At 58.0% G+C, this 12548-nt stretch carries 13 protein-coding genes and 1 riboswitch; of the genes, 7 read left to right on the top strand and 6 right to left on the bottom strand.

Annotated elements, in window-relative coordinates; translation table 11 throughout:
* Positions 1 to 10 precede the first annotated feature (10 nt).
* Genes nrdE through nrdH form a run of 3 tightly spaced genes read right to left on the bottom strand, consistent with a single transcriptional unit; the run spans position 11 to position 2827 of the window.
* A complete protein-coding gene (gene nrdE, locus ACYBHZ_RS04605) occupies positions 11 to 2137 on the bottom strand; it encodes a class 1b ribonucleoside-diphosphate reductase subunit alpha (protein ID WP_460273021.1) in 2127 nt (708 codons plus the stop codon).
* Positions 2119 to 2589 carry a class Ib ribonucleoside-diphosphate reductase assembly flavoprotein NrdI gene (gene nrdI / locus ACYBHZ_RS04600; RefSeq protein ID WP_460273020.1) on the bottom strand — a complete coding sequence of 157 codons (471 nt, stop codon included), beginning with the start codon at positions 2587 to 2589 and terminating at the stop codon, positions 2119 to 2121. Before nrdI ends, nrdE begins: the two co-directional genes overlap by 19 nt.
* Before the next feature lie 16 nt (positions 2590 to 2605).
* Complete coding sequence (gene nrdH, locus ACYBHZ_RS04595) at positions 2606 to 2827, bottom strand: glutaredoxin-like protein NrdH (protein ID WP_460273019.1); 222 nt, start codon at positions 2825 to 2827, stop codon at positions 2606 to 2608.
* An 88-nt stretch (positions 2828 to 2915) separates the two neighbouring features.
* A riboswitch (cobalamin riboswitch) is annotated at positions 2916 to 3103 on the bottom strand.
* A 379-nt stretch (positions 3104 to 3482) separates the two neighbouring features.
* Between nrdH and ACYBHZ_RS04590 the strand changes: the two genes are divergently transcribed.
* From ACYBHZ_RS04590 to ACYBHZ_RS04560, 7 genes are all read left to right on the top strand, one after another.
* A complete protein-coding gene (locus ACYBHZ_RS04590; protein WP_460273018.1) occupies positions 3483 to 4094 on the top strand; it encodes a ribonuclease D in 612 nt (203 codons plus the stop codon).
* A gap of 15 nt (positions 4095 to 4109) precedes the next feature.
* Entirely contained in the window at positions 4110 to 5072 is a 963-nt protein-coding gene (locus tag ACYBHZ_RS04585) for a KpsF/GutQ family sugar-phosphate isomerase (RefSeq protein ID WP_460273017.1), read from the top strand.
* A gap of 9 nt (positions 5073 to 5081) precedes the next feature.
* A complete protein-coding gene (lptC, locus tag ACYBHZ_RS04580) occupies positions 5082 to 5681 on the top strand; it encodes an LPS export ABC transporter periplasmic protein LptC (RefSeq protein WP_460273016.1) in 600 nt (199 codons plus the stop codon).
* A gap of 17 nt (positions 5682 to 5698) precedes the next feature.
* On the top strand, positions 5699 to 6205 hold the full coding sequence (lptA, locus tag ACYBHZ_RS04575; RefSeq protein WP_460273015.1) for a lipopolysaccharide transport periplasmic protein LptA: 507 nt from the start codon (positions 5699 to 5701) through the stop codon (positions 6203 to 6205).
* The gene (lptB, locus tag ACYBHZ_RS04570) at positions 6202 to 6933 is read left to right on the top strand and encodes an LPS export ABC transporter ATP-binding protein (protein ID WP_460273014.1); all 732 of its coding nucleotides are present in this window, start codon (positions 6202 to 6204) and stop codon (positions 6931 to 6933) included. Before lptA ends, lptB begins: the two co-directional genes overlap by 4 nt.
* A gap of 245 nt (positions 6934 to 7178) precedes the next feature.
* Positions 7179 to 7754 (top strand): ribosome hibernation-promoting factor, HPF/YfiA family, encoded by a 576-nt coding sequence (gene hpf / locus ACYBHZ_RS04565; protein WP_460273013.1) that lies wholly within the window; start codon positions 7179 to 7181, stop codon positions 7752 to 7754.
* Between the two features lie 42 nt (positions 7755 to 7796).
* Positions 7797 to 8261, top strand: a complete 465-nt coding sequence (locus ACYBHZ_RS04560; protein WP_460273012.1) for a PTS sugar transporter subunit IIA — start codon at positions 7797 to 7799, stop codon at positions 8259 to 8261.
* Positions 8262 to 8279: 18 nt separating this feature from the next.
* Here ACYBHZ_RS04560 and ACYBHZ_RS04555 read toward each other — a convergent pair whose 3' ends face one another.
* From ACYBHZ_RS04555 to ACYBHZ_RS04545, 3 genes are read right to left on the bottom strand one after another with little or no spacing between them, the layout of a single operon-like run.
* The gene (locus ACYBHZ_RS04555) at positions 8280 to 9704 is read right to left on the bottom strand and encodes a nodulation protein NodH (protein WP_460273011.1); all 1425 of its coding nucleotides are present in this window, start codon (positions 9702 to 9704) and stop codon (positions 8280 to 8282) included.
* 17 nt (positions 9705 to 9721) lie between these two features.
* Positions 9722 to 11419 (bottom strand): DUF5927 domain-containing protein, encoded by a 1698-nt coding sequence (locus ACYBHZ_RS04550; RefSeq protein WP_460273010.1) that lies wholly within the window; start codon positions 11417 to 11419, stop codon positions 9722 to 9724.
* Complete coding sequence (locus ACYBHZ_RS04545; protein WP_460273009.1) at positions 11416 to 12402, bottom strand: glycosyltransferase family 2 protein; 987 nt, start codon at positions 12400 to 12402, stop codon at positions 11416 to 11418. The genes ACYBHZ_RS04550 and ACYBHZ_RS04545 overlap by 4 nt, the downstream gene beginning before the upstream one ends.
* Positions 12403 to 12548: the final 146 nt, after the last annotated feature.

Raw genomic sequence — 12548 nt, 5'->3', positions numbered from 1 at the left:
TTGGCTCTCCTTACAGCGTGCAGGACACGCAGCCCTGAACCTCGGTGCCCTCAAGGGCGGCCTGGCGCAGACGGATGTAGTAGATGGTCTTGATGCCTTTTTTCCACGCATAGATCTGCGCTTTGTTGATGTCGCGCGTGGTGGCCTCGGCGGGGAAGAACAGCGTCAGGGACAGACCCTGATCGACGTGTTCGGTGGCCGCGGCATAGGTGTCGATCAAGGCTTCCGGCCCGATCTCATAAGCATCGCGATAATATTCGAGATTCTCGTTGTCCATGAAGGCGGCCGGGTAATAGACACGGCCGATCTTGCCCTCTTTGCGGATCTCGATTTTCGACACGATCGGGTGGATCGAGGAGGTCGAGTTGTTGATGTAGCTGATCGAACCGGTCGGCGGCACGGCCTGAAGGTTGCGGTTATACAGCCCGTCCTTCATCACAGCCTCTTTCAGAGCCGCCCAATCCGCACGGGTTGGCAGGTCCATCCCGTCGAACAGAGCCTTCACCGTCTCGCTTTCCGGCAGCCAGTCGCGGTCGGTGTATTTATCAAAAAAGGAACCGTTGGCGTAATCGGAGGTCTCAAAACCTTTGAAGCTCTCACCGTGATCGCGCGCCAAAGCGTTGCTTTCCCGGATCGCGTGATAGGCAACAGCGGCGAAATAGACCGAGGTGAATTCGACGCCTTCCGGGGAACCGTAATGGATGTGCTCGCGGGCCAAAAAGCCGTGCAGGTTCATCTGGCCGAGGCCGATGGCGTGGCTTTCGTCATTGCCGCGACGGATCGACGGCACAGAGTCAATCGCCGACATTTCGGACACAGCGGTCAGGGCGCGCACAGCCGTGCCGACCGTCTGGCCAAGGTCTTTGCCGTCCATCGTTTTCGCAATGTTGAGCGAGCCGAGGTTACAGGAGATATCGGTGCCGAGATGCGAATAGCTCAGGTCGTCGTTGAACTCGGAGGCTTCGTTCACCTGAAGGATTTCCGAGCACAGGTTCGACATGTTGATCCGACCCTCGATCGGGTTCATCCGATTCACCGTGTCTTCGAACATGATGTAGGGATAACCGGATTCGAATTGAATCTCCGCGAGCGTCTGGAAGAACGCACGGGCGTTGATCTTTTTCTTGCGGATACGTTTGTCGTCCACCATCTCTTCGTATTTCTCGGTGACCGAGATTTCAGAGAACGGCACGCCATAGACTTTCTCGACGTCATGCGGCGAGAACAGGTACATATCTGCGTTTTTCTTGGCGAGCTCAAAGGTCACGTCCGGGATCACGACGCCCAGAGACAGGGTCTTGATGCGGATTTTCTCGTCGGCGTTCTCGCGTTTCGTGTCGAGGAAACGCAGGATGTCCGGGTGGTGCGCGTTCAGGTAAACCGCACCCGCGCCCTGACGTGCCCCAAGCTGGTTGGCGTAGGAGAAGCTGTCTTCGAGAAGCTTCATCACCGGGATCACACCGGAGGACTGGTTCTCGATGCCTTTGATCGGCGCGCCGTGTTCGCGGATGTTGGTCAGGAGCAGAGCCACCCCGCCACCGCGTTTCGACAGTTGCAGCGCAGAGTTGATGCCGCGACCGATGCTTTCCATGTTGTCTTCGAGACGCAGGAGGAAGCAGGAGATCAACTCACCACGGGATTTCTTGCCAGCGTTCAGGAAGGTCGGCGTTGCGGGTTGGAACCGGCCCGACAGCATTTCGTCCATGAAGGCCATCGCAAGCGCTTCGTCGCCGCGCGCAAGTGCCAGAGCAGTCATCACGACACGGTCTTCATAGCGTTCGAGAAAGCGCTGCCCGTCACGCGTTTTCAGCGTGTAGGAGGTGTAATATTTGAACGCACCGAGGAAGGTCGGGAAACGGAACTTCTTGGCATAGGCCTCGTCCCAGATCTTGCGCATGAAGTTCTTGGAATACTGATCGAGAACTTCGGCCTCGTAATAGCCTTCATCGACCAGATAGCCGAGTTTCTCGTCGAGCGAGTGAAAGAACACCGTGTTCTGGTTCACATGCTGCAGGAAATATTGCCGCGCGGCCATGCGGTCGGCCTCAAAGCGGATATGCCCCTTCTCGTCGTAGAGATTGAGCATGGCGTTGAGCGCGTGATAGTCCGTCGTTCCGTTCAGGCCATCGTCGAGCATGGCGCATCCCCCGTGTGTGTGAGGCCCAGTTTCTGGCCCATTTTCTCCAACCCGGCGCGAACCCGGGCAATATCAGTGTCGAATCCCGCCAACTCGAACTTGTAGAGCAGCGGGACATTGCATTTGCGGGCGATCACATCGCCCGAACTGGCAAACAAAGTGCCGAAATTTCTGTTTCCGCTGCCGATGACGCCTTTGAGAAGCGCGCGAACTTCGGGATCGTTCAACAGGCGAATGACCTGTTTGGGAACCGCGCCACGCCCCTCACCATCTGCGTAAGTCGGACAGATCAGAACAAAAGGCCGGTCGATCACCGGCCCTGACTCCTTCGGAGAGATCGGAATGCGTTTGGCGGGAAGCCCGAGCCGATCCACGAAACGCACCGTGTTCTCCGATGTGGAGGAATAGTAGACGACATCCGGAATGCAATGCGGACGTGGCGCCGCCGGCATCGGATTCCCCATCGGCTCAGACCAGACGTGCGATCATGTCAGGACGGAAACCGGACCAGTGGTCCTCACCCGCGACAACGACGGGGGCCTGACGATAGCCGAGACCGGTCACATGGGTCATGGCGTCATCGTCTTGGGTCAGGTCGATCACATCGTAATCCACGCCCTTCGCGTCGAGCGCGCGGGTGGTAGCCGTACATTGCACACAGGCGGGTTTGGAATAAACGGTGATGCTCATCTCTCTGTCCTCAAGCTCGTTTTTAATGTGAGTTCTGGACGCGAGCACGGCGACACGCCGCTTCACACGCCCGCGAACCCTCCGTTCGTGGTCATTCTTCATTCTGGCAGATATCCTGACTTGCAGCTCAAACACCTCCGCCCACCTTCCCGGCAAAAGCCAGTGGATTTTGGACATCGATTTGCCGCTTACAGTTGCGGGGGCAGTGCGGATTTCAACCGTCTTCCCTGTTCGCCAACCGACTCAACGGCCAGCACCAGAATGTCCCCACATTTGCAGCCGTGAGCTCATGGTGTCAATCTGGAATACACCAGATACAGTAGGAAAAATTTTTATCCACACCACAAATAGCATATTTTGATCAGAAGACCAAAAACCGCCCAACGCGCCGGAAAAGCCGAATTGAGGCGCATTTCGCCCCAAAGGGCGCCCTTTAAGGCCCATTTTGCGCCTTCTCCGGCGTTTTGCGCGCGCCACTAGATTTAGCATCCCCACCCTCAGACACATATTTCGTCACACCGCGTTTCGACGATAAAAGCACCCCGCCCTACGCAGGCCCAGAGCAGCGACGCTCCCTTGCCCCAGACCAACGGAAGCCTTATGCACAGACCCAACACCGACACAGCGTCGGATTTCAGAACAAAGGGTCAGAGCCATGGCGAATTTTCTGTATAAAAACGACCTTCCGGACGATCTCGACCTCGGGCCAGTTGTCGCCATTGATTGCGAGACCATGGGGCTCAATCCGCACCGCGACCGGCTGTGCCTCGTCCAGATGTCCGGCGGCGACGGCAATGCGCATCTGGTGCAGGTCGCGCGCGGCCAGACCGAAGCGCCGAACCTGTGCAAAATGCTCGCCGATCCGAATGTGCTCAAACTCTTCCATTTCGGCCGCTTCGACATCGCCGCGATGTATCACACCTTCGGCACGCTCGCCGAACCGGTCTATTGCACCAAGATCGCCTCGAAACTCGTGCGCACTTTCACCGACCGTCACGGGCTCAAGAACCTCTTGGACCAACTGTTGAAAGTCGACATTTCCAAGTATCAGCAAATGAGCGATTGGGGCGCGGAAGACCTGACCAATGCGCAGCTCGATTACGCCGCCTCCGACGTTTTGTATCTGCATCAACTGCGCGACAAGCTGAACACCATGCTGGAACGCGAAGGCCGTATGGAAATCGCGCAATCCTGTTTCGACTTCCTGCCGACCCGTGCCAAGCTCGATCTTGAGGGCTGGCCCGAGATCGACATTTTCTCTCACTGACCGGAGCCGAGCGACATGACACAGCCCGTCCCTTTTCTTGAGACCGCCCGCCGTGTGATCCGGCAGGAGGCAGATGCGCTCGGCCTGCTCGCTGAGAGCCTCGGCGCGGAATTTACCGCAGCCGTTGAGACGATCCTCGCCGCCAAGGGCCGCACCATCGTCACCGGCATGGGAAAATCCGGCCATATCGCGCGCAAGATCGCGGCGACCCTGGCCTCCACCGGCACCCCCGCGCATTTCGTTCATCCGGCTGAGGCCAGCCACGGCGATCTCGGCATGATCGGCGACGGCGATGTGTGTCTCGTCCTGTCGAACTCCGGGGAAACGCCGGAGCTTGCCGATGTGATCGCCTACACCCGGCGCTTTAAAATCCCGATGATCGGCGTTGCTTCGAAACCCGACAGCTCGCTGATCCGGGCCTGTGATGTCGCGCTCGTTCTGCCGAAAGCGGCTGAGGCCTGCGGGCACGGGATCGTGCCGACCACCTCGACCACGATGACGCTGGCGCTTGGCGATGCCATCGCGATTGCGTTGATGGAACATCACGCGTTCACCGCCGATAATTTCCGCGTTCTGCATCCGGGCGGCAAGCTTGGCGCACGTCTCACGAAAGTGCGGGCGCTGATGCACACCGACATGCCTTTGGTGCGCGCCGACACCCCGATGCGCGACGCCCTGTCCGTCATCTCCGAAAAGGGCTTCGGCGTGGTGGGTGTCGTGGAAGCGGACGGCCAGCTGACCGGGATCATCACCGACGGTGACCTGCGTCGCCATATCGACGGGCTTCTGGACAAGACCGCCGGTGAGATCATGACCAAAGGGCCGATGACCATCACCGCCGACGCTCTGGCCGAAAAGGCCGTTGCGCGGATGGATGAGCGTGCGATCACCTGCCTCTTTGTGCGGGAAACTGCCGATGACGGGCGTCCTTGCGGGATTCTGAAAATTCAGGACTGTCTTCGCGCCGGTGTCGTGTAAGACGTCCTTATGGCGCGGTACGACAACCCCTATTCCAAATTCGTGGCCTTCGCGAAGATCGCCCTGCCGCTGGCAAGTCTGGCGGTCTTGGCGACGCTGTTCCTGTTTGCCCGCGGCAAGGAGATCGGCGTATCGATCCCCTATGCGGATGTGGATTTGGAAACGCTCGCCCGCGAACAGCGTGTCGATAAACCGTCCTTTGCGACGGTGACACGCGACGGGTCCGAGCTTGAAATTTCCGCTGACGCCGTCCGCCCGGACCTGTCCACGCCGGACGTGGTCAATTCGACCGTCATTCACGGCGCGCTCAGGATCCCCGGCAATGGAACGGTCACGATGAAAGCCAATGACGGCGTGATCGACGGCCCGACCAAGATCGCCGAACTGTCCGGCGATGTGGAGATCGTGACCTCCACGGGCTACACGATTACGTCCGAGCGGATCGCCACGCTTTTGGATGTGTCCAAGATCGAAAGCCCTGGAACCGTCGAGGCGGAAGGGCCCGCAGGTGATTTAACAGCCGGTTCGATGGAAATTTCACAAGATCCGGAGACCGATGCCTACCTTCTGGTTTTCAAGAACGGGGTGAAGCTGATATATCAGCCCTGATTTTCGAGGAATTACACGTGCCCACCATCCGGTCCCTTTCGATCCGCTGCGCTTTGTCTCTGGCGCTTTCCGTTTCAAGCCTGCCCGCGCTGGCGCAGGGCGCTGAAATCGCCTTTGGCGGCCTCAAACACGACAGCTCGCTTCCGGTCGAGATCACCTCCGACCAACTGAGCGTCGATCAGAACACCGGCAAGGCGCTCTTCACCGGCGATGTGGTGATCGGACAGGGGCCGATGCGGCTCGCGGCCAGCACCGTCGAAGTGATCTACGCAACGGAAAGCAGCGACATCGCCAAGCTTTTGGCCTCTGGCGGCGTCACGATCACCAATGCGGGCGAAGCGGCCGAAGCGCAGAATGCGGAATATGACCTCGAATCAGGCACCGTCACCCTGACGGGCAATGTGATTTTGACGCAGGAAAACTCTGTATTGTCCGGCAACCGGATGGTGATCGACCTGAACACCGGGACGGGCCGTATGGACGGACGGGTCAAAACCATCCTGCAATCCGGGAAGGATCAATGAGCGACACCTCCGGGCTGAAAGTCCGCAACCTGCGCAAAGGCTACCGCAAACGGACCGTGATCCGTGACATCTCCCTCGACCTGCATCGAGGGGAGGTGGTTGCGCTTTTGGGGCCGAACGGCTCCGGCAAGACCACCTGTTTCTACTCCATCGCAGGGCTCGTCATGCCCGAGGGCGGTGAGGTGACGGTGGATGGCCGCGACATCACACTTTTGCCGATGTATCGCCGCGCCAAGCTTGGCATCGGCTATCTCCCGCAGGAGGCCTCGGTGTTCCGCGGCCTCTGTGTCGAGGACAACATTCTCGCCATCCTCGAAGTCTCCGAAAGCGATCCGCTGCTGCGCCGCGAAAAGCTTGAAGACCTGCTCTCTGAGTTCTCCATCGCTCATCTGCGGCGCGCGCCGGCCCTGTCTCTTTCGGGTGGCGAGCGGCGCCGAGTCGAAATCGCGCGCTGTCTGGCGTCTGATCCGTCCTACGTCCTGCTCGACGAGCCGTTCGCAGGGGTCGATCCCATTGCAGTGGCAGAAATTCGCGGACTGGTGTCTGACCTTAAGACCCGTGGCATCGGCGTCCTGATCACGGACCATAACGTACAGGAAACATTGGGAATTATTGACCGCGCCTATATTCTTCACGACGGCCATGTCCTGATGTCCGGGACCAAGGAAGATATCGTCGCAGATGAAACCGTCCGCCGGGTTTATCTGGGCGACAATTTCCGCATCTGAAGACGGGTTTCCATTGACATTTCCCCCATTTCTGACGCCTTATAATTATCCAATGCGTGACGTGAGAATGACAGCCTGCGCCATGGCACGACAGGGCCACTGGGCGCCAGAAAACACCGGGACACATTGTCTGGGTTCCCTTCCCGTCGCATGCATTGGATTCCCGCTTTCAACAAAAACCCAGGATCTCGCAGGGACGCCCGATTTGGCGTCGAAGTGCAGATCGAACTAAGAAGGAGGTATCTATGCGGTACCAAATCAGCGGAAAACAAATCGACATCGGTGAATCGCTTCAGACGCATGTGAAAACCGAGCTTGGCGCGGTGCTGGATAAATACGGGCAACGCCCGACCGACGCGAACGTCGTGTTTTCCAAATCTGGGGCGGAATATGTTTGCGAGTCCGTGGTGCACCTGTCCTCCGGGCTGAACGCACAAGCCAGCGCAAAGGCACATGAAATCTATGGTGCTTTCGATGCGTGCGCAGAGAAAATGGACAAACAGCTGCGTCGTTACAAACGCCGCCTGAAAGATCACCACAAGGAACGCAGCGAGCCTGTTGAACTTTTCGGCGCTTCCCAGTATATCCTCGCCGCGTCGGAATACGAAGACGACCAGGAACCCGAAACCCTGCAACCGATGATCATCGCAGAGATGGAAACCAAAATTCCGACTCTGACGGTTGGCGAAGCGGTGATGCAGATGGAGCTTGCCGGGGCCCCCGTTCTTGTGTTCCACAAAGAAGGCAAAGACGGCGTCAACGTGGTTTACCGTCGTGCTGATGGCAACATCGGCTGGGTTGACCCTGACAACGTGAAATAATGAAACCGGCCCGCCTCGACGGGTCGGGGCGGGTAGTTTCGTATGGATATCTCGAAGATCTTGGCGCCGCAGTCTGTAAAGGTTGTGGGCAAAATGACGAGCAAAAAACGTCTGTTCCAGGATCTCGGAGAGATCGCCGCAGGCGCATACGGTCTGTCGGAAAATGACACGATTGATGCGCTGCAAGCCCGCGAAAGCCTTGGCCCAACTGGTGTGGGCCATGGCGTCGCGCTTCCCCATGCACGCATTGAAGGTCTGGACCGCGTTGTCGGTGCCTTTATGCGTTTGGAAAGCCCGATGGATTTTGACGCGGTGGATCGTCAGCCCGTCGATCTGGTCTTTGCCCTGTTCGCCCCGGCGGAATCCGGCGTCGATCACCTCAAGGCACTGGCTCTCGTGTCCCGCACCATGCGCGACAGCGATATTTGCGCCAAGCTGCGGTCCAACAACGATCCGGCAACGCTGCACGCCATTCTGACCGAAGGTCCGGCCATCAAAGCCGCCTGATCAGCCCCTCAGACCGTCTCAGCCCCAGGGCTTGAACCCAAACATCATGTAATCGCGCTGATACGCGCCGCGCACGGCCTCTTCGACTGTCCCGTCGTAGATGTCGGCAAGGGTAAACGGCGTGTCCTCCGGCTCCTCGGAGATCAGCGGAGACACCTTGCCGATTGCAGCGCCGAGATGCGCCAGATCTTCGGCCAAGCTCTCTTCGCGCAGAACCATATCGGGCAGCGAGAAATCAGCGAACCCTTTGATGACCTCTGACTGCGACGCCCAAGTGCCGTCGATGCGGATTGAGGTCTGACCATTCAGGTTGCCACGCACGAATTCCGCAAATTTCACGAAGGCTTCGCGATGCTGATCGCGGCTGTAGCCCTCATCCGGCCCGCTGATCGGCAGCGGCAGCTTGTAGGTCGCCCGCAGCGTCTCGCGAATGTCGCCATAGGTCTGACCGCCGACATTCAGGATATACTGGCAAAAGACGCGGTGCAGACGCTGTACCGGATGCGAGATCACTGTGAAGCTGCGATGCCCTTTGTTCTTGCGCTTCCACTGTCGCAAGGATTTCTGGGTAAAGCCCTGTGTCAGATCCTCTGGCGAGACCCTATCGAGCGCCGCGATCCAGTTTTGCACGACGATCTCCGGCCCGCCACGTACCGGCATATAAAGCACAGGCACCTCCTGCCCCGCGAGATAGGTCGGCACCGCCGGGTGCCGGCGCGGCTCGAAGTTCGGCGTGTTCGACAGGTTGAAGTGGTCGATGTTCGATAGGTCTGAGACCATCTCCGCATAGTTCACCACCTTGTCCTCAAGACGGGCGGGGTTTTGGACCTTTGTCTTCTGGGTGGTCTTGTTGCGCTCCTCGGTCACGCCAAGGAAATGCGCCAAGCCGTTCAGAACCTCGATGTCCTGAATGTCCTCGTAATTGATGTAAAAGGCAGTCTGCCCGGAGGTCTGCAATTCCCGTTGCAGATACATCTGAAACCCTTTGAGCTCATCAAGCATGCCCTGAAACTCACGCCGCTCAAACCGTACCTTGGCCGATTTCGCGTCCTTCAGGTCGCCCAGCCGCCACTGCCCCGTCGCCCCGGCAATCTTGCGCGAGACATAGCTCTCCAACGGGTTCCGGGTGAGGATGATCTTGGCACAGCGCGGGTCTTTCAGCACGTGGTGCAAAATGCGCGGATCGTGATCGTGGAAGAACCGAAACCCGGCGAGCCCCTCCGTCTCGGCGCGTATCTTGTCCAGCAAAACGACAGGCTCCGCCTCGCGTTGCATCATGCTGACACCAAGCAGGTCCTTTTGGTTCGACTTCCCGATGAAGGCGGGGTTGAAGGCCTCGCCCCAACATTTCAATCCCGGATAGGAATTGACGTTTTCCTCCAAAAAGTTGGACCCGGTCCGCATCTCGGCGAAAATCACGAAATAGTCGAAAGGCTTGACCATAAGCTTTGATACCAATGTTATTTTACAAGATAGGGCCGTTTACGCTCGCCCGGCCGGGTGTGCGGATCTCGATCCATGGGGAAATCCCCCATCAGATGCGGCTTCATCCCCTGATTTTTGAGATTTTGCAGGAATTGCCCGAATCCCGTCAAATCCCGCATTTTCGGCGCCTCGGCCAAACGGCGGGGATTACGGGGGCCGATCTCGTCAATAATGGCCTGCAAGGGCTCCATCTGGCTTTCGATGAAATCCGCCATCGTCCAAATTCTGACCCGCGCTTTGATATGCGGGGACCGCAAAATCTCAAGATGATGCGCCTCGATCCGTTGCAGCCGCGCGGCCTCGCGCCGGATTTCGGAAAAACTCATATTCGAGCGGAACAAGGTCACGGCCCAAGCGCCGGAAATCACCGAAATCTGCGCATTTTGATCCGTCGCAATCAGCCAGCTGATCGCCTGATTGTCCCGCGGCCCGAACATGAAACATTGCCGCTCGCCGCGTGTGTTCCAGATCAGGGAAGTCAAAAAGCCCAAAGGGCTGTAATCACGCAGCGCCGCATGATTGGAGAGAGCTCCGGAGAACACCTTCTGCCCGCCCGCGAATTCCACCTCATCGGGCGCGAAGAGGTGCCCGTGAACACGCCCCCCCACGGCACGGGTCAGCCATTCATCGAAATCCTCGAAGAGATCGGAAAACCCTTCGAAAACCGAGTAGGGTCCGCTTGTCTTGCCATGCCCCTTGCCGCGTCCCGGCATCCGGCTCTGCATGTAAAGTCCTGCGCGCCCTGTGACGCGCCGCTCCACGGCCTTGGAGAAAATCCGGTCGATTTTGCCCGGATTCGGCTCTGTTCCTTTCATCGGATTGCTGTCCGAGTTGAGGAAGGTCTCATAGAGACGATCCGCCTTTGGCCAGATTTTGCGCGCAACAAAACAGTCGGAGCGGCGCAGAAGCTGTAGGTGATCGTCGTAGAAGATATGCGGCTTGCCCTGATAATCGAACTTCGACAGGGTCAGCGACCGGCTCTCGATGTTGTTCGAATAGAGCCGCACGAGCGTCTGATAATAGCTCTCGTCGGGAATCCAGACCCTTTTGAAATAGCCATCGTAGAGCTTGCGATCCGGGTCTTCGAGAATGGCGGACAAGGTCTGGCGGGTCAGGCACCACCATTGCGAACCGAGATGCGGCACCAGATTGTCCGGGATTTTACGCTTGTACCCGATCTTGCGTTGGAAGCGGACATAGCGGTCGAACAAGCGGCGATGCTTTTTCCAAGAGAACGGGAAACGCAGCGTGAAACGCTCCGTATCCAACCCGCCAACGGTCCAGGACACGTCCTCGGTCGTAACGCTTTCGATGAAATTCGTCATCGGACGCGCGGCAAGATAGCTTTTCAAATCCTCGACCGGCCGCAGCGGCAGGCACGCGCCGGAGGAGAGATAGACATGCCGCGCCTCGGGGAAGCGTGACAGCATCAGTTCCGAGGCATCCTGAGAGGCGGCCACCAGAGACCATGTGCCCCAGTCGCAAGCATGGCGTTTCGAGAACAGCACATTGTCGAGATCGGACAGGCTATCGACGAAAGGTTGGTACACATCTTTCGGCACACGACGATCGACGTGGATCACCACGGGGCAGTCATGCGTCGCCCAATGGCGCGCCACCTGCTCGGCCCGGTGCAGGGCGGTGTGGACCAGCATCACGAACCCGACCGTCATGCCCAGTTCCCTTTGGACATCAGCCCCAGAATTTCCAACTGCCGCCAGTTGATGTATTTCTCGGACCAGTTGCACCACAGTTCAGGGTCGTCATGAATCCGGCTGTGATAGGCCAGATATTCCCGCGATCCGGCATAGTGTTGACGCCGATGCAATTCCTCTTCGGTCTTCTCGACAAAGGTGTTGAGAAACTTTGCATGCAACAGCGCGCCGGACGCCTTTTCTCCGCCCTTCGTCTCGTAGACGAAATTCAAACCGCGCGGCAAAAGCATATGGGTCGAATGCATATAGGCGTAATGCCGCTCCCATTTGACCAAGGGAATTTTGTTCAGAGAGGGTGCATTCTCAGGGTCGTCATGGAAGAACAACCGCGCCCGTGGCCCACCCTGAATCCAAAGATTGTAATAGTCCGGATTGGTCGAAATCATGTAGTTCCCGCTGTCGAACCACTCCGCAATTTCGAACGGGTTCTGCCCGTCGCGATAGGGTTGCGCGTCAATCGGGCCTTTCGGGTACATGTCGATCAACATGGCCGAAAAACTACGGATGCCGGAATTGTCGAGCCAGTCGGTGAGCGCCGGGATCGGGCGTGTGTCGCAAAAGGGAAAAACCAAGAACTCGTCCACATCGACGGTCAGCGTCCAATGCCCATGACAATATTTGCGGGCAAGCCAGTTCATCCAATGCACGCCGAACAGGGACTCGCGATAGCTGGCGATCGTGTGCCAGATCGAAACGTCCTCCTGCCCCACCAGAAACTCGCGCGAGCCATCATCGCTGTCGTTGTCGACGAACAGGAAGTGGCTTACACCCATATCCCTGTAATATTTGAGGAAATAGGGCAGACGAATGCGTTCGTTGCGCAGCGTGCTCACGAGGATGACATCGTCAGGACGGATGCGAGAGGTGTTGTTCTGAATAAGTGTCAAATCCCGCCGCGCCCGGAAGGCGCGCCAGAGCGCCTGTTTGCGCCTGAGCCGCATTCTGTATTGCCTCAGCCTGCTCACCGGTTGACCTTATTCCCCAAGCTGCGAATACGCCTGTATTCGGTTCGACATGATGTCCTTATGCTTTGCGGATCAATTTACGGCTTTAAGCGTAAAACGTAAACATTTCATATGTAATGGCA

The organism is Celeribacter sp. ULVN23_4 (assembly GCF_054788345.1).
The sequence above is the reverse complement of the archived record's forward strand: the minus strand, read 5'-3'. Positions and strand labels throughout refer to the sequence as shown.

Coding starts and splice junctions, on each gene's coding strand:
- nrdE (WP_460273021.1), bottom strand. CDS start 2,137: ATGCTCGACGATGGCCTGAACGGAACGACGGACTATCACGCGCTCAAC.
- nrdI (WP_460273020.1), bottom strand. CDS start 2,589: ATGCCGGCGGCGCCACGTCCGCATTGCATTCCGGATGTCGTCTACTAT.
- nrdH (WP_460273019.1), bottom strand. CDS start 2,827: ATGAGCATCACCGTTTATTCCAAACCCGCCTGTGTGCAATGTACGGCT.
- ACYBHZ_RS04590 (WP_460273018.1), top strand. CDS start 3,483: ATGGCGAATTTTCTGTATAAAAACGACCTTCCGGACGATCTCGACCTC.
- ACYBHZ_RS04585 (WP_460273017.1), top strand. CDS start 4,110: ATGACACAGCCCGTCCCTTTTCTTGAGACCGCCCGCCGTGTGATCCGG.
- lptC (WP_460273016.1), top strand. CDS start 5,082: ATGGCGCGGTACGACAACCCCTATTCCAAATTCGTGGCCTTCGCGAAG.
- lptB (WP_460273014.1), top strand. CDS start 6,202: ATGAGCGACACCTCCGGGCTGAAAGTCCGCAACCTGCGCAAAGGCTAC.
- hpf (WP_460273013.1), top strand. CDS start 7,179: ATGCGGTACCAAATCAGCGGAAAACAAATCGACATCGGTGAATCGCTT.
- ACYBHZ_RS04560 (WP_460273012.1), top strand. CDS start 7,797: ATGGATATCTCGAAGATCTTGGCGCCGCAGTCTGTAAAGGTTGTGGGC.
- ACYBHZ_RS04555 (WP_460273011.1), bottom strand. CDS start 9,704: ATGGTCAAGCCTTTCGACTATTTCGTGATTTTCGCCGAGATGCGGACC.
- ACYBHZ_RS04550 (WP_460273010.1), bottom strand. CDS start 11,419: ATGACGGTCGGGTTCGTGATGCTGGTCCACACCGCCCTGCACCGGGCC.
- ACYBHZ_RS04545 (WP_460273009.1), bottom strand. CDS start 12,402: ATGCGGCTCAGGCGCAAACAGGCGCTCTGGCGCGCCTTCCGGGCGCGG.